Source organism: Marinomonas epiphytica (genome assembly GCF_054780655.1).
In genome coordinates this window covers 43640-70061 of the sequence record NZ_BAAGVX010000032.1, presented here as the reverse complement: position 1 = coordinate 70061, position 26422 = coordinate 43640, and the positions used below count along the sequence as shown (strand labels likewise).

At 44.1% G+C, this 26422-nt stretch carries 27 protein-coding genes; 18 read left to right on the top strand and 9 right to left on the bottom strand.

Annotated features, from left to right (window positions below; all coding sequences use genetic code 11):
- The first annotated feature begins 577 nt into the window (after positions 1-577).
- A complete protein-coding gene (locus tag ACYVGZ_RS09970; RefSeq protein WP_460754749.1) occupies positions 578-1414 on the top strand; it encodes a MurR/RpiR family transcriptional regulator in 837 nt (278 codons plus the stop codon).
- A gap of 14 nt (positions 1415-1428) precedes the next feature.
- Here ACYVGZ_RS09970 and iolB read toward each other — a convergent pair whose 3' ends face one another.
- The 4 genes from iolB to ACYVGZ_RS09950 form a co-directional block, all read right to left on the bottom strand.
- Complete coding sequence (gene iolB / locus ACYVGZ_RS09965; protein WP_460754746.1) at positions 1429-2268, bottom strand: 5-deoxy-glucuronate isomerase; 840 nt, start codon at positions 2266-2268, stop codon at positions 1429-1431.
- Between the two features lie 106 nt (positions 2269-2374).
- Positions 2375-2551, bottom strand: coding sequence for a hypothetical protein (locus tag ACYVGZ_RS09960; protein ID WP_460754743.1), 177 nt, complete (start codon positions 2549-2551; stop codon positions 2375-2377).
- A 114-nt stretch (positions 2552-2665) separates the two neighbouring features.
- Entirely contained in the window at positions 2666-3349 is a 684-nt protein-coding gene (locus tag ACYVGZ_RS09955) for a ChrR family anti-sigma-E factor (protein WP_460754741.1), read from the bottom strand.
- Between the two features lie 5 nt (positions 3350-3354).
- On the bottom strand, positions 3355-3930 hold the full coding sequence (locus ACYVGZ_RS09950) for a sigma-70 family RNA polymerase sigma factor (RefSeq protein WP_460754738.1): 576 nt from the start codon (positions 3928-3930) through the stop codon (positions 3355-3357).
- Positions 3931-4073: 143 nt separating this feature from the next.
- Between ACYVGZ_RS09950 and ACYVGZ_RS09945 the strand changes: the two genes are divergently transcribed.
- The 11 genes from ACYVGZ_RS09945 (at position 4074) to ACYVGZ_RS09895 (ending at position 13870) form a co-directional block, all read left to right on the top strand.
- Complete coding sequence (locus ACYVGZ_RS09945; RefSeq protein WP_460754736.1) at positions 4074-4508, top strand: nuclear transport factor 2 family protein; 435 nt, start codon at positions 4074-4076, stop codon at positions 4506-4508.
- A gap of 14 nt (positions 4509-4522) precedes the next feature.
- Positions 4523-5278, top strand: coding sequence for an SDR family NAD(P)-dependent oxidoreductase (locus tag ACYVGZ_RS09940; RefSeq protein ID WP_460754733.1), 756 nt, complete (start codon positions 4523-4525; stop codon positions 5276-5278).
- A gap of 55 nt (positions 5279-5333) precedes the next feature.
- A complete protein-coding gene (locus ACYVGZ_RS09935) occupies positions 5334-6584 on the top strand; it encodes an NAD(P)/FAD-dependent oxidoreductase (protein WP_460754732.1) in 1251 nt (416 codons plus the stop codon).
- Complete coding sequence (locus tag ACYVGZ_RS09930) at positions 6578-7375, top strand: DUF1365 domain-containing protein (protein WP_460754730.1); 798 nt, start codon at positions 6578-6580, stop codon at positions 7373-7375. Before ACYVGZ_RS09935 ends, ACYVGZ_RS09930 begins: the two co-directional genes overlap by 7 nt.
- 5 nt (positions 7376-7380) lie before the next feature.
- Positions 7381-8661 carry a class I SAM-dependent methyltransferase gene (locus ACYVGZ_RS09925; protein WP_460754727.1) on the top strand — a complete coding sequence of 427 codons (1281 nt, stop codon included), beginning with the start codon at positions 7381-7383 and terminating at the stop codon, positions 8659-8661.
- A complete protein-coding gene (locus ACYVGZ_RS09920; RefSeq protein ID WP_460754725.1) occupies positions 8645-9163 on the top strand; it encodes a DUF2878 domain-containing protein in 519 nt (172 codons plus the stop codon). The genes ACYVGZ_RS09925 and ACYVGZ_RS09920 overlap by 17 nt, the downstream gene beginning before the upstream one ends.
- Positions 9163-9894 carry a hypothetical protein gene (locus tag ACYVGZ_RS09915; protein ID WP_460754722.1) on the top strand — a complete coding sequence of 244 codons (732 nt, stop codon included), beginning with the start codon at positions 9163-9165 and terminating at the stop codon, positions 9892-9894. Before ACYVGZ_RS09920 ends, ACYVGZ_RS09915 begins: the two co-directional genes overlap by 1 nt.
- 138 nt (positions 9895-10032) lie before the next feature.
- Entirely contained in the window at positions 10033-11607 is a 1575-nt protein-coding gene (locus ACYVGZ_RS09910) for an EAL domain-containing protein (RefSeq protein ID WP_460754719.1), read from the top strand.
- Between the two features lie 99 nt (positions 11608-11706).
- On the top strand, positions 11707-12057 hold the full coding sequence (locus tag ACYVGZ_RS09905; protein ID WP_460754716.1) for a DUF6164 family protein: 351 nt from the start codon (positions 11707-11709) through the stop codon (positions 12055-12057).
- Between the two features lie 108 nt (positions 12058-12165).
- A complete protein-coding gene (rlmF, locus tag ACYVGZ_RS09900; protein WP_460754713.1) occupies positions 12166-13128 on the top strand; it encodes a 23S rRNA (adenine(1618)-N(6))-methyltransferase RlmF in 963 nt (320 codons plus the stop codon).
- Between the two features lie 25 nt (positions 13129-13153).
- On the top strand, positions 13154-13870 hold the full coding sequence (locus ACYVGZ_RS09895) for a 1-acylglycerol-3-phosphate O-acyltransferase (protein WP_460754710.1): 717 nt from the start codon (positions 13154-13156) through the stop codon (positions 13868-13870).
- Here ACYVGZ_RS09895 and ACYVGZ_RS09890 read toward each other — a convergent pair.
- The 3 genes from ACYVGZ_RS09890 to ACYVGZ_RS09880 all read right to left on the bottom strand — a co-directional run bounded on the left by ACYVGZ_RS09890 (position 13867) and on the right by ACYVGZ_RS09880 (position 17082).
- On the bottom strand, positions 13867-15234 hold the full coding sequence (locus tag ACYVGZ_RS09890; protein WP_460754707.1) for a DUF3482 domain-containing protein: 1368 nt from the start codon (positions 15232-15234) through the stop codon (positions 13867-13869). The genes ACYVGZ_RS09895 and ACYVGZ_RS09890 overlap by 4 nt on opposite strands.
- A 1-nt stretch (position 15235) precedes the next feature.
- Entirely contained in the window at positions 15236-16552 is a 1317-nt protein-coding gene (locus ACYVGZ_RS09885; protein ID WP_460754704.1) for a DUF2868 domain-containing protein, read from the bottom strand.
- Between the two features lie 68 nt (positions 16553-16620).
- The gene (locus tag ACYVGZ_RS09880; protein ID WP_460754701.1) at positions 16621-17082 is read right to left on the bottom strand and encodes an Lrp/AsnC family transcriptional regulator; all 462 of its coding nucleotides are present in this window, start codon (positions 17080-17082) and stop codon (positions 16621-16623) included.
- 137 nt (positions 17083-17219) lie between these two features.
- Here ACYVGZ_RS09880 and ACYVGZ_RS09875 point away from each other — a divergent pair, with 137 nt between their 5' ends.
- The 3 genes from ACYVGZ_RS09875 (at position 17220) to ACYVGZ_RS09865 (ending at position 21200) form a co-directional block, all read left to right on the top strand.
- Positions 17220-18161 carry a DMT family transporter gene (locus ACYVGZ_RS09875; RefSeq protein ID WP_460754698.1) on the top strand — a complete coding sequence of 314 codons (942 nt, stop codon included), beginning with the start codon at positions 17220-17222 and terminating at the stop codon, positions 18159-18161.
- Between the two features lie 28 nt (positions 18162-18189).
- Complete coding sequence (locus ACYVGZ_RS09870; protein ID WP_460754695.1) at positions 18190-19377, top strand: amino acid aminotransferase; 1188 nt, start codon at positions 18190-18192, stop codon at positions 19375-19377.
- Positions 19378-19586: 209 nt separating this feature from the next.
- A complete protein-coding gene (locus ACYVGZ_RS09865) occupies positions 19587-21200 on the top strand; it encodes a methyl-accepting chemotaxis protein (protein ID WP_460754692.1) in 1614 nt (537 codons plus the stop codon).
- Between the two features lie 70 nt (positions 21201-21270).
- Here ACYVGZ_RS09865 and ettA read toward each other — a convergent pair whose 3' ends face one another.
- Both ettA and ACYVGZ_RS09855 read right to left on the bottom strand, forming a co-directional pair.
- Positions 21271-22932: an energy-dependent translational throttle protein EttA gene (gene ettA, locus ACYVGZ_RS09860; protein WP_460754689.1), complete on the bottom strand. Its 1662-nt coding sequence runs from the start codon at positions 22930-22932 to the stop codon at positions 21271-21273.
- Between the two features lie 100 nt (positions 22933-23032).
- Complete coding sequence (locus tag ACYVGZ_RS09855) at positions 23033-23938, bottom strand: DMT family transporter (protein WP_460754687.1); 906 nt, start codon at positions 23936-23938, stop codon at positions 23033-23035.
- Positions 23939-24085: 147 nt separating this feature from the next.
- Here ACYVGZ_RS09855 and nrdR point away from each other — a divergent pair, with 147 nt between their 5' ends.
- The 3 genes from nrdR to nusB all read left to right on the top strand — a co-directional run bounded on the left by nrdR (position 24086) and on the right by nusB (position 26415).
- A complete protein-coding gene (nrdR, locus tag ACYVGZ_RS09850) occupies positions 24086-24583 on the top strand; it encodes a transcriptional regulator NrdR (protein ID WP_460754685.1) in 498 nt (165 codons plus the stop codon).
- A 23-nt stretch (positions 24584-24606) separates the two neighbouring features.
- A complete protein-coding gene (gene ribD / locus ACYVGZ_RS09845; protein WP_460754683.1) occupies positions 24607-25725 on the top strand; it encodes a bifunctional diaminohydroxyphosphoribosylaminopyrimidine deaminase/5-amino-6-(5-phosphoribosylamino)uracil reductase RibD in 1119 nt (372 codons plus the stop codon).
- A gap of 189 nt (positions 25726-25914) precedes the next feature.
- Positions 25915-26415 (top strand): transcription antitermination factor NusB, encoded by a 501-nt coding sequence (gene nusB, locus ACYVGZ_RS09840; RefSeq protein ID WP_460754682.1) that lies wholly within the window; start codon positions 25915-25917, stop codon positions 26413-26415.
- The last annotated feature ends 7 nt before the right edge of the window (positions 26416-26422 follow it).

Sequence of the window (26422 nt, the reverse complement as noted above, 5' to 3'; positions counted from 1 at the left end):
GTGCAGACGATAAAATAGAATAAAAATTCTATTTTATCAATAGTTGATTAAAAAAATTCCATTTTGGCTTTTTCAAGCTCCTGAGAGTTCGCCATAAAATGGAGCACAGTAGGAGAGCTAGGGGGTAAAGCTAGAGAGTAAAACTAGGAAAATTGTTCAGCCCTCTCTCAGAGGGCTGAACAGTCAATGGCGTAATGAACGAGATAGCTAGATGAACTTGCTGAACAGTTATTCCGAAGGTGCGTTTTTATCGAAAGTAAGTAAGTACTTCCATACACAGTATAGGCTTAAACCAGTGAAAATCATCCCCCAGAATGGGTTGCCAGTCACCCATTCTAGGATACTCCACGCGGCGCAAAAAAGTGTCACCGCTACTCTGCGCCAAGTAGGAAGGAAAAAATTATATTCGGCTTCATTCAATGTGATCACCTGCTCGTATTTGGAAAAAATTAAGTTATTTCTGATATTTTAAGCTAAATTAGAATTTTTATTCTAAAAATGCAACCAGCCTTTGATAGTATTTAGTTTTGGCCGAGCCGTTACACCTCCAACAAAGTGTTACTAATGAGTGAGAATTATGCCCAGTAAAAGTGCTGTTACATCCTTGTCTGAATTTAATCAAACAATTCGAGAGAAGCATCCAGATTTAAGCAAGCGGCTTAGACAAGTTGGGGAGTTTGTCATTGATCGTCCTAATGATGTTGCGTTTGGCACAGTCGCGACACTTTCAGAACAAGCAGGTGTGCACCCTTCAACTTGGGTGCGGTTTGCCAATGCGTTTGGTTTCAAGGGCTTTAGTGAAATGCAGAAGCTGTTCCAGCAAAGTATTTTAGAAGAGTCGCCTAACTACCAAGAGCGTATTAGGTTAGTAAACAGTGAGCAAGGGGAACAAGCACGCACCCCTAAAGGCCTGTTGTCTTTATTTACTGAAGCAAATGCTCAAGCACTCTTATATTTAAATGACACAACTTCTGAAGAGCAGCTAAAGCAGGCAATTCAAATTTTAGCGCAAGCAAGGTCTGCTTATATTGTGGGGGTAAGGCGAGCCTTTGTGGTGGCTAACTATTTTGCTTATGCTTTTCGTCATATTAACCAAAAGGCCCATTTGATCGATGGCATAGGAGGAATGTTCAATGAGCAGGTGCAAATGCTAGACGGTGAGGATGCCTTAGTCGTCATTAGCTTTAGACCTTATGCAGAAGAAAGTCAGTTAGTTGCCCGTGAGGCCGCAGCCAAAGGGGTTCCTATCATAGTGATTACCGACAACCAAATACACCCATTAAGCTCTATGGCGCAAGTGTCCTTTGTTGTAAAAGAAGCCGAAATTGACTCTTTTCGTTCTTTATCTTCTTCTCTTTGTCTTGCGCAATCACTGACCATTGGCTTAGCCCATGAATTGAATAGCCGTGAATGATCACTCGGTATTCATTATTCTTTGGGCTGGTTGTGCTCGGTGAGTTTTTTGTCGTGTTCTATGATCCACTCATGATCTTTGTCGTTATTGAAAATCCAGTTTCTTGAGGGGCCTGCCATCACGTTTAGATAATATGACTGATATCCATGAGGCACTCCCACAGGGTGGTAGCCTTCGGGCACCATAACGACATCGCCGTCTTCAACAGACATGGTTTCGTCTAGGCTTCGGTCATCATTGTAAACACGTTGGAAAACAAAACCTTGTGGCGGGTCAATACGGTGAAAGTAGGTTTCTTCTAGTTGTGTTTCCTCAGGGGCGGCATCTCTATCATGCTTGTGAGGTGGGTAGCTAGACCAATTGCCACTAGGCGTGATGACCTCGCATACCAGAAGATGATCAGCCCCCATGTTAGAAAATAAAATATTACAGACATGACGTACGTTAGAGCCGACACCACGGGTTTCAAATTGGCAATCATTAGGTGTAATTAAACGGGCTGGATAATTACCTTTGCCAGGAGCAGAGCAAACACAAATTTCTAGGTCGGATAGTGCGGATATTTTAATGGTATCTTGAGGAGGTGCATAAACAGAGTAGGGGGCTTTTAGTTCAAAAACCGAACTGCGATCACCTATGTTATTCCAGCTTAAATGATTAGTTTCGGCATTTGCTCGGCCACTTAAAATCACCACGCAGACTTCATTTAAACTCGTCTCAAGGGAATAATCTTGTCCAGCTTTAAGAGTATGTGCTTCAAAATTAACATACTTCCAGTTAGCTGACTCAGGGGTGATTTTTTGAGTTAAAGTACTATTTGGAGAAACGCTTTTTTTAGATAATAAATGCGACATAACAATCCCTTTACGCGAACTACATTTAAAGCTGGTATTTATCTAAGTTATTTACCTAAGAGAGTGGCCGACGGTAAATATAGCACCACCGGCCTAAATGAAATTTTTACGCTTTCGGTTTACTGTTTCCTAAAGTAATGTGGCGGGTGCCAGTTTGTGACTGTCCGCTTACCCCAGTCTCAATTTGATTAATCTCTCCACCACGAGCAAGGAACTCTTGCATTTGTTTCTCAATGGATTCCGAAGTTTCCGTTGCGGCTGGCTGTTTCTTCTTAGTGGCCATTATTAAGGTTCCTTGTTGTTATCTTCTAATTGAGCAAAGATTGTACCACATTAATGAACGCCCTGCTTGCTGGAACGATCGCCTATCAAGAAGGCCCATACACCTCTTATAGAGTTAAGAAAACTTTGGGTGATGTCGTCTAACTAAAGGGTTTAATAAGCGAGTGAACCAACCAGTAAACTCTATTGGTGCATCAAGCACGGTTAGGCAAATACACTCGGCGTCTTTGGTCACTATAGGTTTGTGCTTATGCCTAGCATCACGACATACAAAATCTCCCTGTCGATATACCCCGTCTTCATCCGAGAAAGCGCCTTCTAATACTAGGGTGATTTCGTCACCAGTATGCGAGTGATGGGGCATGTGAGCGCCAGCCTTGACTCTCGTAAGCGCAATCTGCGAGCCGCTTTTATCGTTGTGCAGCGTGGCAATTTTAAAGGCAGGTGAAAGGCTGGTCCAATTGAGTTGATCAAAATCTTGCTGCACAAATTGGCGCAAACTGCACGGCACTTGCGTGTTGTTTGGCGCATCATTTAAGAGGTTAGGTGCAACTTTTTGAGAAGCTGACGATTCGCTATTGATCTGTTGAAATAGCTTATCTTTTAAGCCCTCTAGATTACGGGATTCTTGGCTTTCTTGTGCAAAGAGCTGAGCGCCAAGTTCTTCTAATTGTTTTACCTGCTGGCGACACTGATCGCATTTCTCAATGTGGGTAGCAATGCACACAGCATGGGCTAAAGGCAAAGTGCCTGCAGCGTAGTCCGTTAACATCTCAATGGAAGGGTGATGAGAGATCATTGTTATCACCTCTTAATGTAAATAGTTAGTTTTTGCAGTGCTAGCCTCACCCGAGACTTAATGGTACCTAGCGGTAAGGCTAGCTCATCAGCTGCTTCTTTATGGGTTTTGCCCTCTAGGTAGACTTTAGAAAGCACTTGTCTTTGATCGCTGGGTAATTGTTTTAAGCCACTATGGATCGCTTGTTGATTTCTTTTTTGTTGTACATCTCGAAATGGGTCTAGGCTGTCATCCACAATATCTCGCCACAAGTATTCAGGATCAATGTCCGATAAGTGGCGGCTATTTTTTCTTAAATAGTCAATTCTGGCGTTTCTCGCTAGGGTAAAAACCCAAGTATCTAAGGAGGCTGCCTCGGATTTGTATAGTTGAGCTTTATTCCATATTCGAATCATGACCTCTTGAGCAATATCGTCAGCCATCAGGTTCGCGCCAGGCTGAGAGGCGAGGCAAAAAGCACGGATCTTGGGTGCGTAATGGTCAAACAAACGCTCCAAAGCTCGCGTATCTCGCCCTTGCGCAACGGCAAGTACGTCTTGCCGTAAGCTGTCAGCTTGAGAGTCACATCTTGCTTGTCTCATGAAAGGCCCTTTGTTGAATTTCGTTCAGTATGTAGGGGTTACGTATCAAGTACAAATTTGGATCATAAAAAAATAATGTCATTAAAGTGAACCAAAACATCTTGCCTTACGTTTAACCATTAAAGCGTATTCGGAGAAAGGTAATGTCGGCTACCTCTAAGCAGCAGTTGATAGAGTCATTTAAAGACTTTTATAAAGACGTGAAACGGCCTCAGCTACACAAAATAGCGGAAGTCTACTCAGATGATGTGATTTTTAAAGACCCCATTCATGAAGTTAAAGGGGTAGATACCCTCCACGCCTATTTAACGGAGATGTCTGTAAACGTTGTACAGGGGCATTTTGAGTACCTTGATGAGTTAATCGGTGAGGATACCGCCTACCTAAAGTGGAATATGCACTTTAGCCACAAAAAGTTGGGGCCAAAAGTGATCACGCTACGTGGTATGACACAGGTGCAATTTAAAGAGCGTATTTATGTTCATGAAGACTCATATGATTTAGGGGCGCTGGTTTATGAACATGTTCCCCTGGTTGGACAAATGGTACGGGTTTTAAAACGTCGCTTAAGTGTCTAGAGGAGAAAATTGAGATGTCTAGTCGGTCAGTTGTGTGGATTACTGGGGCCAGTTCAGGTATTGGCCTGTCCTTGGTTGAGCAATATTTGGATCTAGGTTGGCGTGTGATCGCCAGCGCTCGTTCGGTAGGCCAGCTTCAACCACTGTTAGATGAACATGAATACCTTGATTTCGTAGCCTTTGATGTGACACGAGACGCAGACATTATCTCAGCGCGTTTATCGCTTATGAGCCACACACAGCACCTTGATTGTGTCATCTTAAATGCAGGGACTTGTGAGTATTTTAATTTACACGATTCCAGCCCTGATTGGGCCATGATGCAACGGGTGATGTCGGTAAACTTCTTTGGTGTGTTAAATAGTATTCAGCTTAGTCTTCCACTATTACAACATGCAACCCGACCACATTTGGTTGCTATTGGTTCACAAGCTGTTCAGGCGCCATTTCCCCAAGCTCAAGCTTACGGTAGCAGTAAAGCTGCACTGCAATATTTCATGTCTTCAATGAGAATGGATTTAAAGCCCCTTGGAATAGATGTAACGACCATATTGCCAGGTTTTGTTGATACGCCACTGACCCAAAAAAATGATTTTGTTATGCCGTTTCTTATGTCAACAAACAAGGCTGCAGGACTCATTGCTAAAGCCTTGACTACGCGCCCCTACGAGTTTGCTTTTCCAAGGCGATTGTCTGTAATGCTTTGGTTTGCTCGGCAATTCCCTAAATTATGGCAGAGCATGTTGGCACCAAAAGGAGTGAAAGGATGAGTTTTAGCTTGCAACAACCTATTTACGAGAACGCCAACAAAGTTTGGAGAGCATTATGAGAATCGCCATTATTGGCTCAGGTATTTCCGGCTTAACTGCGGCTTATCTATTAAACAAGCAGCACGATATTACTTTATTTGAATCGGCTGATCGCTTGGGCGGACATACGGCAACAGTGTCGGTTCCAGAAGGTGAGCACACTCAACACATTGATACCGGCTTCATCGTTTTTAATGATTGGACCTATCCCAACTTTATTCGACTGATGAGTGAGATTGGTGTTGCTTCAAAACCCACTGAAATGAGTTTTAGTGTGCGCTGCGAAAACACTGGACTAGAGTACGGTGGGAATAACTTAAACAGCCTTTTTGCCCAGCGCCGTAATATATTTAGTCCTACTTTTATCGGTATGTTGAGAGATATATTACGGTTTAATAAAGAAGCGATTGCTGAGCTAGATAGCGGACAAATTTCGGAGCACTTAACCTTAGGTGAATACCTGCAAAGTCGAGGCTACGGAGAAAAGTTTGTAAGTCACTATCTTATTCCTATGGGCAGTGCTATTTGGTCTTCCACACAACAAGAAATGCTGCACTTTCCGTTACTTTTCTTTGTGCGTTTTTTCAAGAACCATGGCCTGCTTAGTGTAAATAACCGACCTCAATGGCGAGTGATCGAAGGCGGCTCCTCTTCTTATATCGAGCCTTTAATTGAGAGCTTTCGCAATAAAATTCGCCTTGAGAGCAAAATTTCTAAGGTGGATAGGCATGCTAACGGCGTAACACTTCACTTTGCTTCAGGCCAACAAGAACAGTTTGATCAGGTGGTTTTTGCTTGCCATAGCAACCAGGCTCAGGCTTTGTTGGGTGATATTTCGGAGCTGGAAAAAGCAATATTAGGGGCGATTCCTTATCGCGTGAACGAAGTAGTGTTGCACACGGACAGTCAACTGTTGCCGAAGGCCAAGCGGGCTTGGTCGAGTTGGAATTACCATCTTGGCTCTCATTTAGATAAACCGGCAACCCTAAGTTATAACATGAACATTCTGCAAGATCTTAAGAGCGATAACACCTATGTTGTTACGCTCAATAACGCCGAACAGATAGAACCAAAAAGTATTCTACGCCGCTTTTATTATGATCATCCGGTTTTTACCTTAGAAGGCATGAAAGCCCAACAGCGCTGGTCAGAGATCAATGGTGTCAATAATACTTGGTTTTGTGGCGCATACTGGCGAAATGGCTTCCATGAAGATGGCTGCTGGAGTGGTATTCGTGTTGCCGAAGGGTTGGGGTGCACATGGTAGCAGAACAAACTTTTTACAGTGCTATTTATAAGGGTTCTGTTCGTCACCGGCGCTTTAAACCTCGCGGTCATGAATTCCGCTACCCAATTTTTATGATGTATTTAGACCTAGATGAAATACCGTACGTAGTTGGGCTTAGCTCATTGTGGTCAACGAGTCGTTGGGGGCTGGCGAGGTTTAAACGTGAGGACTATTTTGGCGACTCAACATGCCCTCTTAAAAGTGAAGTTCACAATGAGATTCACAAACGTTTAGGTATGGCATTGGACGGGCCTGTTAGAGTCCTAACAAATTGTCGTTACTTTGGTTTTATTATTAACCCGATTTCAATTTATTACTGTTTTGATGAGCAAGATAACCTTCAAGCAATGTTGCTTGAAGTGACCAATACGCCATGGAACGAAAAAGTAACTTACGCACTGGCTTGTGATGAGTCCCAGAATACTCAACGTCAGAAATTTAACAAAGATATGCATGTTTCTCCATTTCATCCAATGGAGCATTTTTATGATTGGGCGAGTAATGTGCCTGCTGAGAAGCTTGCCATACATATGAACAATAGGTTACGCAACGCACCTCACAATAAAGTGTTTGACGCAACATTATCTTTAAAAAGAGAAGAAATAACGGCTCGCAGCCTTGCTAATGTACTCATTCGCTACCCCTTTATGACAGCGCAAGTTGCCGTAGGCATTTATTGGCAAGCATTAAAACTCTGGCTGAAAAAAGTGCCTTTCTACTCCCATCCCAACACATCAGTAACGACTAATAAGTCAACCAACGGAGAGTGATCCTTATGAATACAGCAAGTATCGGAAAACAAAAAATGCGTGATAAGAGTCAAAATGGCTGGTTGGCGAGAATAGCTAAAAAAAGTGTTTTGGGAATGTTGCGAAGATTAAGCGTAGGTCATTTAACGCTTGATGATAGAGGCGTGCTATATGACTTTGGTGACGTTTCCGGTGCTAGTGATTATCGGGCGCATATCAAAATTTTGGACGAACAAGCCTACTTAGATATTTTCTTAAATCGCAGCATAGGGGCTGGCGAGTCTTATATGAAAGGCAATTGGAGTACGCCGGATCTAGTGGCTGTCATACGCCTTATGACAGCCAACTTGGCACTCGTTAATGAGATCGATGTGAAGGCTCCTATGTGGAAAAGGCTGAGTACCAAAATTTTTCACAAGTTAAATGCGAATACGCGCCAGGGCTCAAAACAGAATATTTCAGCTCACTATGATCTTGGGAATGATTTCTTCTCGTTGTTTCTTGACCCCACCATGATGTACTCCTCTGCGATTTATCCAATGCAAGAGGCTCCGTTAGAAGAGGCAGCAACGTATAAACTAGAGCGTATCTGTGAAAAACTGAACCTGAAAAGTACGGATCATTTGCTTGAGATTGGCACTGGTTGGGGAGGCATGGCGATCCACGCCGCTAAGTACTATGGCTGCAGTGTCACCACAACAACTATATCCAAAGAACAGTATGAGTTTGCTAAACAGCGTGTAGAACAAGAAGGCTTAGAAGATAAAATTACTTTACTGCTGAAAGATTATAGAGACCTAACTGGCCAATACGATAAGCTGGTTTCTATTGAAATGATAGAAGCGGTAGGACATGAGTTCTACGACAGCTATTTTGAGCAATGCAGCCAATTACTTAAAGCCGATGGGTTAATGGTGATCCAAGCCATTACGATTGCGGACCAAAGGTACGACTATGCCCGTCGCTCTGTGGATTTCATCCAGAGATACATTTTTCCAGGTGGTTGCTTGCCTTCTAATGAGGTTATTGCCGCTAAAATTCGCAGCCAAACAGATATGCAAATTGTCTCTCTAGAGGACATAACAGAGCATTACGCCAAAACGTTGGCAGACTGGCGATTACGCTTTCAAGATGCCTACCACAAGGTTGCAGACATGGGTTTTGATGATGTTTTTTGTCGAATGTGGGAGTTCTACCTAGCTTACTGCGAAGGCGGCTTTAAAGAGCGAGCCATTAGCACGGGGCAATTCGTTTTCGCTAAACCAAATTATCGCTTTCAGCTAAAACATCATGAAGCGGTTATTTAATATAATCTGGTTTCAGCTTTTTTGGTTTGCCTGTGTGCTAGGGGGAAACGAATGGGCGGTGATCTCCTTAGTTGTGTATTTCGCAATGCACGCATGTGTCCTTGGTTGGCACTCTAACGAGGTAAAGCTCGTACTTCTGTTTGGCCTCTTAGGGGTGGCAATTGACGGCATGCTAATACTGAATGGGGTCATTGTCTTGCCCTATGAGGAATATGCTCTTGTGCCACCAATCTGGCTGATTTGCCTGTGGTGCGGGGTTGCTACCCTGTTTGCGAACAGCTTAGTTTGGTTGCAAGGGCGATATTTTACGGCTTTGTTGTTAGGCATGGTTTTTCCACCTATAAGTTACTTTGTTGGTGCAGAAATGACCGAGCAAGTTGAGCTGGCCATGCCATTGCTCACTAGTGTGTTTTGGCTCAGTTTATGTTGGGGGCTGTTATTACCTCTTGGCGCGTACTTGTCAGGTGGGGCGACTGAACGATTAAATAAGGGCGTTGAGTAATGTCCAAGTACTTGCATCAACGACTGGCTATACGGTTTATTTTCTCTTTCGGTTGTTTTGTATTCCCTATAATGACCAGTGCCGATCAGCAAGCTTTCCCTGAAGTGGAAGGGCTTGCTTATGATATAGATACAGGGGAATTGCTTTACAAAGAAAGCTATTACGAACTCGGGCTGAATAGGTTCGATGTATTATATCGTGATGACGAGGGCAAGCTCTTCGCCCGAAAACAATTAGATTTTTCCCGCTCAGCCACCACTCCTAAAATGACTCAAATTAACGAGCTTGCTAATGAAAAGATCGAGGTTGAAGTTGTCGACAATCAAGTACGGATTAACTACACAAGTAAAGGTAAACCAAAAGAGGCTATGTTGCCTTTAACTCCAGGGACAGTGATTGACGCAGGGTTTGATGCCATGCTGAAAAAACATTGGCAGAATTTGTTATTAGGAGGCACTTTGGAAGTGGACTTTTTGGTGCCAAGCCGTCTCAATAGCTATGGTTTTAAGCTTAAACAAAAGGACTGCCTAGAAGCGATAAATAATTCATCAGCTTGTTTCTCTTTGACGGCGAATTCCTGGTTGATCCGGTTAGCTGTCGACCCCATTGTTTTAACTTATGATTTGGTGTTTAAACGGCTTATTCGGTTCACCGGTAGGAGTAATATTAGTAACGAGCAAGGAGAATATTTGAACGTAGACATTTACTACCAATACCCTAATGAACCTTAATACCAAAGTGATAAAAAAGAGATTTGATGGAGTTCAGTTAGTATTTGGCTTGCTTTGTATGTAATATGTAAACTATATTTTTCGTTGATACACTTTATTACATAACGCGTTGCACTTAAGGACAAGAGGGAAGGCGGAGTGAAGCAGAAAAGTAAGCTGTTCTTTTTGATTCCGACAAGTGTGAAGTCTCTCGCTCTGTATGGCGTTATGTCATTTGCCCTTTGCCTTTTAATTTATCCAATGGTCACTTATTGGCTTCTCGCAAGTAAGCTTACCGATACCGCTCAAATCGCTCGAGTTGAATTAAACGAGAGAATGGATGGTATTTTCAGTGAGCTTAAACTGGTCGCTGACAACTCTGTTCATTCTTGCCATCAAGAGGATATTGCTCGGTTACGAAGAGATACTTTCTTTTCCCCTATTTTTAAAGAGTATGGGCTGTTTAATCAGCAATATAGGGTTTATTGCAGTAACCTAGGGCCAACAAATTTCTCCCTTTTTAGCACTATTATCGAGCGTATCGTGGCAAGCCCTGAGCAGAAAACGGTTTCATTAGTTCGCTCCAAAACACTAGGTGAGAATTCTTTTATTGCCTTTTATTTAAATGATAAGGGCATAGGGGTGAACGGCCTGGCTCCACCTCAGGAGCTATTGGATGACATGAGCTGGGTACATAATGATTTTGCTTACCAACTAAAGTTGGGTCAGCAGGTTATGTCTTCTCATGACAATCTGGATAGCAACAATGCACTGGAAGTAGAGCGTGTTGCTTTAGAAGATTGGTCTATTTCATTAGAATTGAGCCTCCCTAGACATCTGTTTTTTGAGCGTTTAGTACAGCTTATTCCTTGGATGTTAATAACTCTGTTAGTGTTAACGTTAGCCGCTTACTTTGTTCACTCTGCATTTATATACTACCTTTCATCTTTGTCTTATTGCGTTAAAAAAGCGATAAAAAACAACGAAATGCGTGTGCACTTTCAACCAATTGTACCTCTCAAAAAAGGCTTGCCGGTTGAATTGGAGGCTTTGTTACGCTGGCAATCTCCGATACACGGCCAAGTGTCTCCACTGACTGTCATTGAAGTTGCCACTCGGCTAGGCATGTTGGAGCAATTGACCTGGAATATAGTGCGCCGAGTGGGGGCTTTTTATCGTAACAACCCACAGCAGCTTGCTGATATTAAAACGGCCATTAATATCGAACGCAGCAGCTTGCTTAAAGAAAATTTTGTATCGCAACTACAGGGTATTCTAGGGGAATTTCCAGAGCTTAAGCATAAGATTGTATTGGAAGTAACGGAAACGGACGTGCTGGCAGAGAAAGAAGTCAGTATCATTATGCAGCGCTTTGATGAAATTAAGCGTCTTGGCGTAGACTTATCTGTGGATGACTTTGGCACTGGGTATTCAGGCTTAGATTTTCTACGTCGTTTTCCTTATGACACCCTTAAATTAGATAGGTTTTTTGTGGAAGCGCTACAAGAAGAGCAAGTGACCAGACAAATGCTGGGCTCAGTGACTCATTTAGCAAAAGAGCTAAATATGCAGCTGATAGCAGAGGGCATTGAAAGAAAAGACCAGCTAGAAGCCGTTCAAGCGTTAGGTATCGACCGTGCTCAGGGCTACTTTTTTTGTCGGCCCCTTGATAAAGAAAAAATTCTACAGTGGCTCACAGAGCACCCTAACAGATCATTTGTCAGTCACACGTAACCTGAACTGCAACTCTGCTCAATAGTCGGTTACTTGTGTTTAATTCAGCCTTCTCTTATTCTTGCCACCCTGATTTTGCTAAACACCGGAAACTAACCTATGGCGACCCTCGTCTTTCGATTAAAATTTGTTCCAGATGATGAAGCCGATGAGATTCGTCAGTTATTGGCTGAGCACGATATTGCCTTTTATGAAACCAGTGCCGGTCGTTGGCAAATTTCCATGGCAGGCATTTGGGTGAAAGATAAGCAGCAAGCGTTACTGGCTCGCCAGTTGATCAACGAAGACCAGCAGCAAAGAGCTCAATCTCATCGTCCTATATCCTGGTCCGATGCACTATTAGGCTATTTGCAACATGCTAAGCAAAACCCTGTGGAGTGTGTGTTTACTTTAATAGCCATAGCTCTTGTACTGACACTTTCTGTGTACCCTTTTTTAGTCTGGCATTAAAGTGGTTTAACGGATATTGAGACAGTGTTGTATCCCTGTCTTATTAGAATTCGGTTATACTCTGACTTTCAAATATTGATTGGTTGTAACGTGGTCGCGAAGAAAAAAATGAGTAAAGGAAAACGCCATAATAAGTTGGAGTTACATGAACGTAACCCCCACCGCGCCCGTTATGATTTTGCGTTACTGGCAGATTCTTGCCCTGAACTGGCTCACTACCTTCAGCCTAATCGCTACGGTAATTTATCGGTTGATTTTGCTAACCCAGAGGCCGTAAAAGTGCTTAACCGTGCCTTATTAAGCCATTTTTACGGCATTGCCTTTTGGGATATTCCACAAGGCTATTTATGTCCACCTATTCCGGGGCGCGCAGACTATATTCATTATCTGGCAGACCTATTGGCGAGCAGTAATCAAGGAGTCATTCCCCGAGGCAAAGGAGTGAAGGTGCTCGATGTCGGCGTTGGTGCTAATTGCGTGTATCCGATAATAGGACGCCAAGAATATGGGTGGCAGTTTGTCGGGAGTGATGTGAACCCAGTTGCGATAGCGACCAGCGACACAATTGTTCGCTCTAATCCCGCTCTAAAAGATACTATCGCAGTGCGTTTACAGACTGAGAAAAATGCTATTTTTTCTGGTATTTGGAAAGCAAATGAACGCTTTGATGTCACCCTTTGCAACCCTCCTTTTCATGCCAGCAATGACGCCATGTCGAATGAAAACCAGCGTAAATGGCGCGGCTTAAAAAAAGCCCCACAAGGGGCGGCTTCGAAGCTCAATTTTGGTGGAACAGATTTAGAGCTTTGGTGTGAAGGTGGGGAAACGGGTTTTATTACTCGTATGATCACAGAGAGCATAGAGTTTAGAGATCAATGCTACTGGTTTACCTCCTTGGTGGCTCGTAAAGAAAGTCTTAATAGTATTTATAATGCGTTGCAAAAGGCGGGTGCAGTGCAAGTAAAAACCATTGAAATGGCACAAGGAAACAAAGTTAGCCGGTTTGTCGCATGGAGCTTTTTAGCCAATGATCAAAGAGATTATTGGCAGGATACCTATTGGCGTGATTAAGCCAAAATGAGTGTGAGTATTTGACATGTTACTGTTGTTTCGCGGCCTTGCTTTATCTGTGTTAATCCTATTTGTTACCTTGTTCGGTATTCTTTTTTGTCTGGCGATTTTAACGTCTAAAGATAGGGTGTTTTATATAGCTAAAGTCTTTAGCTCGGTGAGTCGTTTATTTGGGCTGAGTGTAGAGACTCGCACTGACCCTGAGTCAGTAAAAGTTCAACAGGCTGTTTACCTTGCTAATCATCAAAATAATTTTGATATGTTTACTCTTTCCGCAGCGGTGCCAAGAGGGGTTGTTACTGTCGGTAAGTCCACCTTAAAGTGGTTGCCTTTCTTTGGTCAGCTATATTGGGTCAGTGGTAATGTGTTGATTAATCGTAATAACAACGAAAAAGCCATAGCCACCATAGACCAAGTGGTCGCCAGTATGAGAGCTACGGGATTGTCCATTCTCATGTTTCCTGAGGGCACACGCAGTAGAGGGCGAGGTTGGTTACCCTTTAAAAGGGGGGCATTCTTCGCTGCTGTACAAGCTGGTGTGCCTATTGTGCCTATGGTGTGTAGTGATACCCATAAACAGGTGAAGTGGAATCGTCGTGATAATGGCAAGGTGATTGTGCAAACACTTGCCCCCATTTATACCGATGGCTTGTCAGAAGAGGATGTGCCAGCCTTATTAGAAGACTGTCGGCACAAAATGCAGGAAGCAAAACGTCTACTAGACCAAGAATTAGCTTCCTAGGCCTGTGGCGCCTTTAATAGCTGCGCTTTAAGAATGGCGTGAATTGAAACCAGCTCTGAAGTCTCTTTACCCAAATCCTGTGTTGCTAATTCAGGATGTTGACGTACTTTGGCCCAAATAGGTTGAAGTTGGCTGATTAGGTTTTTACCTTCAGATAGTTTTGATGATTCAAGGGTATAGGTTTGTTGTGAAGCGTGCCCTCTATGGTGCAAATGTGCAATCGCACTCAAGCCTCTTAAAGCAAGTAACGACAGAGTGGCATCTTGGCTACAAATAAAATAACGCCCTGTTAGTTTACTTTTGATGGTGTCTTTATAGTGGCGACCCGTTTTCCAGCTGGCTCCTAAAAGAGCCCCAACACTGGTGGCTGTGCCTAGTGTAAGACCGGCTGACATAACATCAATACCCGCACCAATAGCGGCGCCCGTAAGCGCGCTAGTGCCTGTGTCTATTCCCCAAGACTTTAATGTGGCTGGCGCAAAAATGTCTTGCTGCCAACGGCCATTTTTAATGTCGAGGGGGTCACTGACCAAGTCGTCTTCGCGGAACTCATACAAAGTAATGAGTTGCGCCAAGAAGTGCGCTTCATACGATCTTAATTGCTGCTCAAACTGATTGCTTTCGGCTTCATGAGGTGGATATTGGGCGCATTCCAAACGGCTTGCTCCAGCCTTTATTAATAGGCTAGAGAGTTGCCATGTGGCGTTATCTAAGCGCTGTTGTGCAGCTTGTTGCCGGTGTTCTATCAATTTTTCCAGTTCTGTATAGTGATCGGGCAATAGGCTTTGCAAGCTTTGATAGAGGCGTTTTTCGTCCTCGAAAAAGAAGGCTACTGAATCATAGCGAATAGTGGCATGTAGGTGGCGCTCGGCTAGTACGCTGCGCCAAGTTTGCGAGTGAGGGCTGGGGGAGGCACTGAAGTTAAGGACAGGGACGATAGGCTTACTGGCACAGGCTAGGAGGCTTAGTTCATCTAGGTATTTACCTAATGGTGCTTGGCGTAAGTCAATGACATACAAGATAACATCGCAGGATTGCAGTTGCTGTAAGATCTTAGTTTCCTGCTCATACTCGTATTTGGCCAAGCTGCTTTGGCAAAAATCGTTCAGCCACGCAAGGTCAGATAACTGATTGTAGGCCGGCGCTTTACGGTTTTCCCAGAGCCCCATTGAATCTTCAAAGCCTGGGGTGTCAATCAAGTTAAGCAGAGGCTTATGGTTAAGAGACAGGGTAACACTCTCAACATGCCTGGTTGTTCCTGCTCTGTTGTCGACTTGGCCAAAATCGTGTCGCTTTAAGAGGGTTCGAATTAAAGACGTTTTACCCGTGTTGGCATGCCCAACAATCAGTACCGAAATAGCCATGTTACTCTCCTGCTGCCAGTTCGGTACAAGCAATATGGAGTTTGCTTGCGAGCCTAAGCCAGTCGTCTTTAAAATCTTCATGGCCCTGAAATAAGGCCAAACATAGATTGGGGTAATGCTTACTCGCTTCCTGTAAAAAACGTTCACTGCCTCTATCTGGGCTGAGTTTAGTGTCTATCAACAAGTAGGTTTTCTGATCATTCCCTTGTGCGATGAAGCTCTTTTGATCGGCTCGATGATTAATAAAAATAAGTCTCTGTACGCTACTCAACTCTTTAGGCAGTGGGGCACTCCATTCAAATAACGCCCAAGGTGCCTTGTCCTTAGTGCTTGCTTGAGTCAAATCAATCCTGGCCTCTGGTGCTGTAGGTTCAGCTTTAGTGTCCCGATCAAGGATTTGCTTTTGCTGGCTTTCATTATTATTAAGCCGATGCAGTAAATTTTGTTCGGCAACCGAATAGGGCAAGCGGCGATTGATCACACTCAGTTTTATTAGACAATATAAGGCGAGTAAAAGACGAGGTAATACGCCGTACAAAAAAAGCGCCGCAAGTATAAAATTTGCCCAGTGTTGGCGAGTGCTTGATTGCTGAATGGTCTGGTTAAGCTGACTCAACTGAATGTCTAAACTGGTAGGCATTGTTATACCTAACCCGGAAGGTAGCCAGGCTAAAGTGCTTGTTAAAGACGCGAAGGCCGTTTCGTCGAGCAAGCTGGTTTCCCAAACAAAGTTAACCTGTTTCGTAAGCAGTAATAAAAAGGTGGTCAACCAAGCCGCGAGCAGGTAAGTCCCCCATGCACTGTGAGTCATCAATCCCATGAGCCAACGGCGAGTATCGGTATGTATTCGGTAGGACATAAACGCTTGTTGAACATCCTTATTTATTTGCAGCAAATTCGCGAGTTTAAGTGACAGTATTCTTAGGGTTCCTAAGGTTACACCGACTTCTTCCTGATGAGTTAGCGGTTTTCTAAACAGGGAAATGAGCCAAATAAACAAGCCAATAAAGTGAGTGCCTAGCAGGAGTGCTAAAAGCCAGAAGATATTGGCATTTTGATAAGTGGCTGAGGTAAAAGCAGAAGGTACGGCTAAACAGCCAAGTAAGCCTGCTAGCAGCACAAGGCCCAGAGCAAGTTGTTTCATATTGCGATTTAAGCGTTGTAACTGACACTCATAGCTGAGATTAGACTGTGGGACAGTAGTATGCGCCAGCGCTTTGCTAACACTGCCGCCTTCATATGAGAAACGCGCTTGGCCTTGTTCTTCAAGATGGGCACAAAAATACAATGCCGCTCGTTTGCCTGGAAATGTCATCATAAACCTTCTTGTTTGTTCAGCGTGCAGAAAGCCTTGGTATTGTTTAGGCCTTTGTTAATGTTTTTACTCTATGTGTTTTCTAAAGGCAAAGGGGCGTCTGATTTGATGGCACGAATGGCAAAATTGCTATGTATATCTTTAACGTAAGGTAAATTCTGAATGGATTTAAGAATTTCTTCATAATCCGCTAAATCTTTACTTACTACCTCAAGCCGATAGTCGGCATAGCCAGAAACCAAATAAGCACTCACAACATTCGCTAAATTTTTCACACTGTGCTCGAAAGCGATGCTGGCGTCTCGGGCATGATTACTTAATCTGACTTCGATAAACACTGTCATGGAAAATCCCGTTTTTTTGCGATCAAGAGAGGCGCGGTAGCCTTTAATCAGCCCTTGTTGCTCTAGCTGCTTTACTCGTCTAAGGCAGGGAGAAGGGGAAAGGTTAATCTGTTCGGCAAGGTCGACGTTTGATAAACGGCCGTTGTCTTGTAACGACTGCAGAATTTTTTTATCAGTGCTTTCTATCATAATTGAAATATATGTTATTTATATCGTTTTTAATTGGTTATATGTTGCTAAATATAGAGCTTTTAGGGTGGAAATAGCAAGGACATGCTCTCGACAATGAGGACATAATAATGTCATCAGAATAGAGGAGTCAGCAAATGTCGCAATTTCAACCAGCACAAGCAACACCTGCTTATCGTCACATTGCAACGGGAAAACTTTGGTATTTAGGTGTGTTTGCCGCTTTGATCACAGTGTGCATCTGGGCAAGCTGGTTAGTCAGTGTTAAGCAAGGAGCTCAATCGGTGTTAACGACATTTGACTTGGCGATTATGCGCTTCGCGATTCCTGCCGTTGTCCTGCTGCCCATTGTTAGTCGGGCGTGGCGAGATATTATTAGGGCTCCAAAATGGACACTCGTAGGTGTTCTAGTGGGGGCGGGTGTGCCTTTCTTCTTTTTAAGTTCGCAAGGCATGCACTATGCGCCAGTGTCACATGCGGGCTTATTAATTCCAGGTACCTTTCCCTTATTTGTGACGGCTATTGCCGTTCTAGTTTTTAAAGAACCGATTAGTCGACCAAGGCTGTTCGGCCTGCTGGGGATATTGTGTGGCGTAGCTACCCTGCTGGGGTCATCATTGTTATCCCTTTCGCTAGATGTATTGAAAGGGGATGTGTTTTTCATTGGCGCCAGCTTTTTCTGGGCTGTGTATACGATTAGTTTGCGTGTTGCCGGTTTGAAGCCCTTGGTTGCAACAGGCTTTTTATGCCTGGTGTCGACACTGGTGCTTTTGGCTTTGCTTATCATGGGTGGAGTAGATTCAGGGTTACAACTTGCTAGCACCCAAGAAATTGTTTGGCAGTTACTGGTACAGGCTTTGTGCGTTGGCTTGTTGGCTGGTTTTAGTTATGGTTACGCGATTAATACTCTTGGGGCTGAGCGAACTGCTGCAATGGGCGCATTAACACCAGTTTTGGCATCATTTCTGGCTATCCCGTTATTAAATGAGTCTGTTGATAGCACCACTATCTTAGGCTTGCTATTTGTTGGTGTAGGTGTTGTTCTCGCCAGTGGTATTGTTAAAACAAGCGATCATTAAGGTCGCAGGAAAACATGAGGAAGCATTGATGTTCGAAAGTTTAAAGCCAGCTGCGAAAGATCCTATTTTATCTCAGTCTTTAGCTTGCCTTCAGGACCCTAGGACCAATAAGTTAGACCTAGGGATTGGTGTGTATCGTAATGAGTTTGGCCAAACACCCGTACTTGATGCGGTGAGGCGAGCTGAGCAGGTGGTTTATAATGAGCAAACGAGTAAAGCTTATGTTGGCTTAGCTGGGTGTGAAATCTTTAATCAACGTGTTATGGACTTGATCATAGGTGAAGACAACGCCAGTCGCTCTCGCGCAGTAGGCGTGCAAACTCCTGGTGCAAGCGGAGCGTTAAGGCTATTAGCGGATGTGATTGCTTTATCCACTCCCAATGCAAAGGTTTGGCTAAGTGATCTGAGCTACGCAAATCATGCTCCGATTATGCGTGCCGCTGGTTTAGAGGTAGCTTACTACCCCTATTTCGATAAGCAAACTAAGGGTGTCAATGAAAATGTGATGCTTGAGGCTTTAAAAAGCCTGGGTACACAAGATATCGTACTTTTACATGCTTGCTGTCATAACCCAACTGGGGCAGATTTGAGTTTCGCTGGGTGGCAAGAGCTAACTCAAATGGCCCTTAGACAAGGCTTTTTACCTTTTATCGATATTGCATATCAAGGTTTTGGGGATGGGATGGATGAAGATGTTGCAGGCTTTCGTTATTTGGCGAATAAAGTCCCCCAGTATTTGCTTGCTGGGTCCTGCTCTAAGAATTTTGGCTTGTATCGAGAGCGGACTGGCATTGCCGCTGTGGTCATGGCATCGAAAGAGCAGGGTGAATGTGTGAAAAGTCGGTTGCTAGAGCTGGCGCGAAGTACCTATACCATGCCACCTGATCATGGTGCCGCAATTGTTCGAACGATCCTGTCTGATGAGGTGCTAAAAGCGTCTTGGCTGGATGAAGTAGGGATTATGAGGGCCCGAGTTCAAGGCGTACGCCGTGAATTGGTTGCTCAATTAAGAGTGGAAACTCAAACAAACGATTTTGATTTTATCGCTCAGCATAAAGGTATGTTTTCCGTTTTGGGTGTTAGTGATGAGCAGGTTACCGCTTTGCGTGAAGAGTATGCCATGTATCTTGTGGCTGGTGGAAGAATGAACGTCGCAGGTGTATTAGAGAAAGATGTCCCATTACTAGCGAGCGCATTAGCGCAGGTTAGCCGTTAAATAAATAAGCCAAGCTAGTTTTGTTGTTCAAAGCACCTGATATGCTTGGCTTTAATTTTTTTCTTGGAGTATTTGGTTAATAACTGTGTTGATTTGTTAAAAGTGACCTTTCGCTTTTGAGTTCCCTTTAGGCTGAGGATATTCTTTCCTTATGAAACTTAAGGACATTCCTGTCTAGTAAGACGTTTAAATCTAATTGGGGATTATTTATGCAGTTCCGCTCCATTCGAGTCAAAAGCTCTTTGCCAGTGTTGATCATGGGGGTGACTTTTCTTGTTGCCATGTTGTTTCTTGGTACTATGATTCAGCAAAGTCGAGAGGCCTTAAAAGAGCAAACAGAGACCTACTTGCAAGCTGTGTCCTTAGTGCTCAATGCGGATAGAGACCTTTATCAAGCGAAGTTAGCGGAACTACATCTAAGAGAAGATGAAGGTGACCCAGCTGAAGAAGAGCAAAGTCGGCTTGAGAATGCCCAACAGGTGAAAGACAGGTTTGCTCAATTCCGTGAATTAATGGCAATTCACAGCGACGTTTTGGCGAAGCTTAATGGCTTTGATCAGGCTTTTGACTCATGGTTGGAATCTTCAAATGCTCTTGTTGCTAGCAACAAAGGGGCTGTGAATTATATTGAACAGAATGACGATACTAACCAAAAATTTTCAGCTTTGAGAGATATTTTAGATCAAGCGGGTGAAGAAGCTAGCAAACAGTCTTTACAAGCTAAACTGTCTATTGAAGAGGTTATTGAACGTGAATTTACCATTGCGACCGTTGTCATAGTGATTGGTTTATTGATTGCTATTTGGTTTAGTTATCAAGCACCTAAAGTACTGTCTTCGCAAGTTAAGTATCTAGGACAACGAATTCGCGAGATCTCCGAAGGCGACGGCGACTTAACCCAGCGAATTGAATTTGATACTCACGATGAACTGGGAGACTTAGCGAAAGAGTTTAATGGTTTCATGGAGAGACTGAGACGTATTATCGGTAATGTGCGTAAGCAGTCTTCTGAACTGGGTAAAACCACGCAAGGTTTAAATTCGGCCTCGGAACAAACAGCAAGTGTGACCACGGCACTGGCCAATGCCTCCGCTTCCATTGTTAGCGCTGGCCATCAAATGGACATGTCGAACCAACAAATGGCTACGGTAGCAAGCGATACAGCGAGCGAGGCTGATCATTCTAATACGCTTACTCAGCAAGGAATCGAGGCGGTACAACGCTCTGAAAAAGCGGTGGCAGAATTAGTAAAAGATATCTCCCATGCCCTAGAGCAATCCGGAGAATTGCAAAAAAGCTCTGACAGTATCGCTTCGGTGCTAGAAGTCATTCATAACATTGCTGAACAAACTAACTTATTAGCATTAAATGCTGCTATTGAAGCCGCCCGAGCTGGTGAATATGGGCGTGGTTTTGCGGTTGTTGCTGATGAAGTCCGTACCTTAGCGACTCGTACCCAAGATAGTACGAATGAAATAGAAGCCATGATTGAGAAACTAAAGTTAAATGTGACTGAGTCTTCCAAGGCGATTGGTAATAGCCAAGATAATGCAACTCAGACGGCAAATAACTTTGACCAAGTGACGCAAGTCTTCCAGGATTTACAAGCATCTTTTGCCAAAGTGCAAGAAATGGCCGCGCAGACAGCCCAAGCGACCCAAGAGCAATCGATTGTGGCAAATGAAATCAATCAAAATATGGTTGCCCTGAAAGATCAGTCTGAATCGGTAAAAACTGTCTCTGAAGAAATCTCTAAACAATCTAAAGACATAGGTCAGTTGTATCAGAAACTGGATGAGCAGGTAGGTAACTTTAAAGTCTAGGGAATGCCGATAAAGAAAAGGCTGATCACTTTACCGTGATCAGCCTTTTTTATGCACAGATGTCTAATGGTTAGGCATCAATGCGTTTGTACTTGATTCGAGTCGGAGTTGCGTCATTGCCGGTACGTTGTTTGTAATCCGCTTCGTACTCTTGGTAATTACCTTCAAAGAATACGGCTTTAGAATCTCCTTCGTACGCCAGTATATGAGTCGCGATGCGGTCAAGGAACCAGCGATCGTGGGAAATCACAATGGCTGCGCCAGGGAAAGCTAATAAGGCATCTTCTAGGGAACGCAAAGTTTCGACGTCTAGATCGTTGGTTGGTTCGTCAAGGAGTAACACGTTACCGCCTTCTTTAAGCAATTTAGCAAGGTGAAGACGGTTACGCTCACCCCCTGACAAATGCTTAACAAACTTCTGTTGGTCAGAACCTTTAAAGTTAAAACGCCCAATGTAGGCACGAGAAGGTACTTTGTAATTGTGTACCGTGATCATGTCCTGACCGTCGGAAATCTCTTCCCATACGGTTTTATCTCCGTCTAGTTCACGCATTTGATCAACGTAAGCCAACTGAACGGTTTCACCTAGGGTTACCGTACCGGAGTCAGGCTGCTCAACACCGGCAATCATTTTGAAAAGTGTGGATTTACCCGCACCATTACCACCAACAACCCCTACAATCGCCCCTGGCGGAACGACCATGTTAAAGTCTTCAAGCAATACTTTATGCTCAAAGCTTTTGTTAACATTGGCAATCTCAATGACTTTAGAGCCTAAGCGAGGTCCTGGTGGAATATAAAGTTCGTTGGTCTCATTACGTTCTTGGAACTCTTGCGAATTCATTTCTTCGAAACGAGCTAAGCGGGCCTTTGACTTAGATTGACGGCCTTTCGCATTTTGACGAACCCACTCAAGCTCAGACTTAATGGCTTTCTTATGGGAAGCTTGCTGCTTCGCTTCATGTTCTAAACGTGCGTCTTTTTGTTCAAGCCAAGATGAGTAGTTACCTTCGTATGGAATACCGTGTCCACGGTCAAGTTCCAGAATCCAGCCAGCGGCGTTATCTAGGAAATAACGGTCGTGGGTAATGGCGACAACGGTTCCTGGGTAGTCTTTAAGGAAGCGTTCTAACCAAGCAACAGACTCTGCGTCCAAGTGGTTAGTAGGTTCATCCAATAAGATCATGTCTGGCTTATCAAGCAATAAACGGCAAAGGGCCACACGGCGACGCTCACCACCAGATAAGTGTTCAACACTCACATCCCAAGGTGGTAAACGCAAGGCGTCCGCAGCCACTTCTAAAGCACGCTCTAGGTTGTGACCTTCTTTGCTTTCAATGAGCGCTTCTAACTCTCCCTGCTCCTTGGCTAGGGCATCAAAATCAGCATCCGGTTCGGCGTATTCAGCGTATACCGCATCCAATCGAGCCATGGCTTCAATCACGTCGGCAAAAGCTTCTTCTACTATGCCACGGACATTTTTTGTTGGGTCAAGGTGAGGCTCTTGCTCTAAATAGCCTATCTTGATGCCTGGCATTGGGCGAGCTTCACCATTGTATTCAGTGTCTACACCCGCCATGATGCGTAATAAGGTAGATTTACCTGAACCGTTTAACCCCAGAACACCGATTTTTGCACCGGGGAAAAAGGATAGGGAAATGTCTTTTAAAATTTCGCGTTTAGGAGGGACAACCTTTCCCACGCGATTCATGCTATATACAAACTGAGCCATAACAGAGTCAACTTATTCCTAATTAAAGAGTACACCAAGACGATCTTTATGATGTCCTGATGCTTGGAAAAATGGTGGCCTAAGAATAGCACATCCAGTGCTAATGCAGAATAATTAGCCCTGCGCCACTGACGACTAATATTGCACCAATCCAAGCGCCCAGCGCCGGACGTTGCTTTGTGGTGATCCATAACGCTGGTAAAATTAGCACCGGGGATGTGGCTGATAATGTCGTAACTAGGCCAACATGTGCGTGGCCGACACCCCATACGAGAGCGCTCATTCCTATTACCATACCGATAGTAGCGAGGCCGGTAATGCCTAAGAAATCATAGCGGGTTAACTGTGTGAAAGGCAGACCAAGCTTATTATCTTGGTGGCGGTAGTAGAAATAATAAGCAAAAATAAGAGCTAAGGCGCCAGCACTGACTCGCAAGGCAGAGACCGCAATAGGGTCTGCGCCATTAAGTAAAGCGGGTTTGCTTAATAAGGCACCACTGGCTTGCCCTAGGGCGCCACCTAACGCTAGCAACACTCCGACTGCTAGTGATCCCTTAGTGTCTTCCCAGGTGTGGTTGTTTTGGCGTTTACCGAATAAGATTGCCGTTGCAACGCCTAGTGAAACCAAAGCACACGCCATTAACTGCTGGAATGATAGGCTTTCGTCTAACAGCAGCCAGCCCAATACTATAGATATTGGTGCGTTGGTCGCGAATAGTACGCCTGCTCTTCTAGGCCCTAGCCGATGAACGGCGCTAAAGAGTAGAGTATCTCCCAAAAAAATACCTAATAGCCCAGAAAGAATAATCAAACCAGAGTGCTCCCATAGCACTGGACTGAAACGGTCGCTAATGAGCGAAATAACAATAAGTAGAGTGCTGGCAATGATAATACGAGTGGTATTAAAACGAATGATGCCAAAGCGAGCTATAAGCCTTGGAGCCATTAAACTGGAAACGGTCCAACACATGGCCGCCATTAAGCCTGCAAGTTCTGGGTAAATCATTCAATATCCTTATTTATGGCGAGTTAATCGTGCGACAAAGATGATTGGGTCAGGTAGCTATCTAGTAGTTGGATTGCTATTATTTGCTCACAATAGCATGCCTATTAAAGACTTATCACCGTCATTATTTTATCAGTTGGAAAAATCATGCGATGCCCATTTTGCGGTACACAAGATACCAAGGTTTTAGATTCTCGGCTAGTTTCAGAGGGGGCGCAGGTTCGTCGACGTCGAACTTGCAATGAATGCCAAGAAAGGTTCACCACATTTGAAGTAGCTGAACTGCAAATGCCAAAGCTTATTAAAAGCGATGGCAGCCGTGTTCCGTTCGATGAAGAAAAGTTGCGCAGCGGAATTTTAAAGGCCATTGAAAAACGCCCTGTTAGCATAGAAGCAGTGGAAACAGCCATCACCCGAATCAAAGAAAAAATGCAGGCTACGGGGGAGCGTGAACTTCCTTCCCGTTGGACGGGAGAAGCCGTGATGGAAGAGCTGCAGCGTTTAGATCAAGTGGCTTATGTTCGGTTTGCTTCGGTGTATCGTAGCTTCAAAGACATTAATGAATTTCGTGAAGAGATCGACCGTTTAGAAAGCTTAAAAGAAGAAATTACCGCCTCTCCAGGCACAGAAAAGAAGGCTAAATAATGACACAAGGGCACGAGTTGTGGATGGCAAAAGCTATCCAGTTGGCACGTAAAGGGCTTTATACTACACATCCAAACCCTCGAGTTGGTTGTGTACTCATAAAGGACGACGTCATTATCGGGCATGGTTTTCATCGCAAAGCGGGTGAAGGACATGCGGAAGTGAATGCGCTGGCACACGCGAAAGAAATGCAACAATCTACCAAAGGGGCTACTGCTTATGTCACTCTTGAGCCTTGTAGCCATCAGGGGAGAACGCCGCCTTGTGCGAGTGCCTTGATCGAGGCTGGGGTTGCTTGCGTGGTATATGGTATGCAAGACCCTAACCCTAAAGTTGCAGGTAACGGTTTAGCAATGCTGGAGCAGGCTGGGGTGAAAGTGATTGGTCCGGTGTTAGAAGCTGAATGTGAAGCTTTGAATCCTGGTTTTTTGAAGCGTATGCGTGAAGGGCTACCTTTTATTCGTGTCAAAATGGCCATGAGTTTAGATGGGCGAACAGCAATGGAGTCTGGTGAAAGTCAGTGGATTACAGGCCCTGATGCGAGGTTAGATGTACAGCGTTGGCGTGCTCAAAGTGATGCTATTGTGACAGGAATAGGTTCAGTATTAATGGATAATCCTAGTATGACGGTCCGAATTGATGAAAATGATCAAGATAGTGACCCTCAGCTGGTTCGTCAACCTCTACGTGTCATTATGGATACAGCGTTGTCCATCTTGCCAGAGGCAAAAATTCTCTACCCTAGCTCGCAAGCTTGTGTTTTTGCAATGCAAGAGGAGGTCGAACCTGAACACTTGAAAGTATTACAAGATAAAGGTGTCAGTGTTCGTTTTGTTGAGCCGGATGAAGATGATCGTTTAGACCTAGTGGCGGCCATGGAGCAATTGGCCGATAGCGGAATAAACGAGGTGCTAGTGGAAGCGGGAGCTGAACTGGCTGGAGGCTTCTTGCAAGCTGGGTTAGTGGATGAGCTGATCGTGTATATGGCCCCTAAACTACTTGGATCGTCTGCAAGGCCATTATTCTCGCTACCTTTAGATGAAATGGCACACGCTCTCGATCTGGATTTAATGGCTACCCGCCAAGTGGGGCAGGACATACGTTTGACATATCGTCCCTTGTATTTAGATGAAGAGTCATGAAAGAAAGCTTAGAGAGTAAGAAAATGCTCTTATTAGGTAAAATAGCTGGCAGATAGCCGAGAAAGATCCTCTTTTTATTGATATAATCGCCGGTCAAAATGACATAGATACTTGCTTTCTTGTGGTTAGAGAAAGCGCTAGTACAGCTGGCTCGATAATTCGGGGCAGACTGCATAACTGAGGCAAAGAATGAGCGAAGTGGAAACAACAAACGAGCAAAGCCCGGCACCGAAACGTAAGGTTAAAAAACCGTCGCGTTCGCAACTGCGTAGTGCTTCACGCCGTTTGGCATTGCAAGCCGTTTATCAATGGCAAATGAACCAGTCGGCGGTAAGCGAAATCGAAACACAGTTTGCACTGGACCAAGACATGGCATCATGTGATAAATTGTATTTCAGAGAGCTACTGCAAGGTGTCGCGTCTCGTGCTAAGTCCCTAGATGACTTGTACGAGAACTTATTGGATCGTGCGTTAAGTGAGCTGGACCCAATTGAATTGGCGGTATTAAGAATTGGTACTTTCGAATTGTCCGAACGTCTGGATGTGCCTTACCGTGTGGCAATCAATGAGAGTGTTGAATTGGCGAAAAGCTTCGGTGCTTCTGAAAGCCACAAATACATTAATGGTATTTTAGATAAATTGGCTCAGCATACTCGTCGCGAAGAAATTGCAGCTCGTCGCGGTAACTAATTTACCT

Excerpts from the sequence above, each read along its gene's own strand:
- ribD (WP_460754683.1), top strand. The coding sequence starts at position 24,607 with ATGGCAAAAGCTATCCAGTTGGCACGTAAAGGGCTTTATACTACACAT.
- ACYVGZ_RS09870 (WP_460754695.1), top strand. The coding sequence starts at position 18,190 with ATGTTCGAAAGTTTAAAGCCAGCTGCGAAAGATCCTATTTTATCTCAG.
- ACYVGZ_RS09940 (WP_460754733.1), top strand. The coding sequence starts at position 4,523 with ATGTCTAGTCGGTCAGTTGTGTGGATTACTGGGGCCAGTTCAGGTATT.
- ettA (WP_460754689.1), bottom strand. The coding sequence starts at position 22,932 with ATGGCTCAGTTTGTATATAGCATGAATCGCGTGGGAAAGGTTGTCCCT.
- ACYVGZ_RS09875 (WP_460754698.1), top strand. The coding sequence starts at position 17,220 with ATGTCGCAATTTCAACCAGCACAAGCAACACCTGCTTATCGTCACATT.
- ACYVGZ_RS09955 (WP_460754741.1), bottom strand. The coding sequence starts at position 3,349 with ATGATCTCTCATCACCCTTCCATTGAGATGTTAACGGACTACGCTGCA.
- ACYVGZ_RS09890 (WP_460754707.1), bottom strand. The coding sequence starts at position 15,234 with ATGGCTATTTCGGTACTGATTGTTGGGCATGCCAACACGGGTAAAACG.
- ACYVGZ_RS09920 (WP_460754725.1), top strand. The coding sequence starts at position 8,645 with ATGAAGCGGTTATTTAATATAATCTGGTTTCAGCTTTTTTGGTTTGCC.
- ACYVGZ_RS09935 (WP_460754732.1), top strand. The coding sequence starts at position 5,334 with ATGAGAATCGCCATTATTGGCTCAGGTATTTCCGGCTTAACTGCGGCT.
- ACYVGZ_RS09905 (WP_460754716.1), top strand. The coding sequence starts at position 11,707 with ATGGCGACCCTCGTCTTTCGATTAAAATTTGTTCCAGATGATGAAGCC.
- nrdR (WP_460754685.1), top strand. The coding sequence starts at position 24,086 with ATGCGATGCCCATTTTGCGGTACACAAGATACCAAGGTTTTAGATTCT.
- ACYVGZ_RS09930 (WP_460754730.1), top strand. The coding sequence starts at position 6,578 with ATGGTAGCAGAACAAACTTTTTACAGTGCTATTTATAAGGGTTCTGTT.
- ACYVGZ_RS09960 (WP_460754743.1), bottom strand. The coding sequence starts at position 2,551 with ATGGCCACTAAGAAGAAACAGCCAGCCGCAACGGAAACTTCGGAATCC.
- nusB (WP_460754682.1), top strand. The coding sequence starts at position 25,915 with ATGAGCGAAGTGGAAACAACAAACGAGCAAAGCCCGGCACCGAAACGT.
- ACYVGZ_RS09970 (WP_460754749.1), top strand. The coding sequence starts at position 578 with ATGCCCAGTAAAAGTGCTGTTACATCCTTGTCTGAATTTAATCAAACA.
- rlmF (WP_460754713.1), top strand. The coding sequence starts at position 12,166 with ATGAGTAAAGGAAAACGCCATAATAAGTTGGAGTTACATGAACGTAAC.
- ACYVGZ_RS09855 (WP_460754687.1), bottom strand. The coding sequence starts at position 23,938 with ATGATTTACCCAGAACTTGCAGGCTTAATGGCGGCCATGTGTTGGACC.
- ACYVGZ_RS09945 (WP_460754736.1), top strand. The coding sequence starts at position 4,074 with ATGTCGGCTACCTCTAAGCAGCAGTTGATAGAGTCATTTAAAGACTTT.
- ACYVGZ_RS09915 (WP_460754722.1), top strand. The coding sequence starts at position 9,163 with ATGTCCAAGTACTTGCATCAACGACTGGCTATACGGTTTATTTTCTCT.
- ACYVGZ_RS09895 (WP_460754710.1), top strand. The coding sequence starts at position 13,154 with ATGTTACTGTTGTTTCGCGGCCTTGCTTTATCTGTGTTAATCCTATTT.
- ACYVGZ_RS09950 (WP_460754738.1), bottom strand. The coding sequence starts at position 3,930 with ATGAGACAAGCAAGATGTGACTCTCAAGCTGACAGCTTACGGCAAGAC.
- ACYVGZ_RS09925 (WP_460754727.1), top strand. The coding sequence starts at position 7,381 with ATGAATACAGCAAGTATCGGAAAACAAAAAATGCGTGATAAGAGTCAA.
- iolB (WP_460754746.1), bottom strand. The coding sequence starts at position 2,268 with ATGTCGCATTTATTATCTAAAAAAAGCGTTTCTCCAAATAGTACTTTA.
- ACYVGZ_RS09865 (WP_460754692.1), top strand. The coding sequence starts at position 19,587 with ATGCAGTTCCGCTCCATTCGAGTCAAAAGCTCTTTGCCAGTGTTGATC.
- ACYVGZ_RS09880 (WP_460754701.1), bottom strand. The coding sequence starts at position 17,082 with ATGATAGAAAGCACTGATAAAAAAATTCTGCAGTCGTTACAAGACAAC.
- ACYVGZ_RS09885 (WP_460754704.1), bottom strand. The coding sequence starts at position 16,552 with ATGATGACATTTCCAGGCAAACGAGCGGCATTGTATTTTTGTGCCCAT.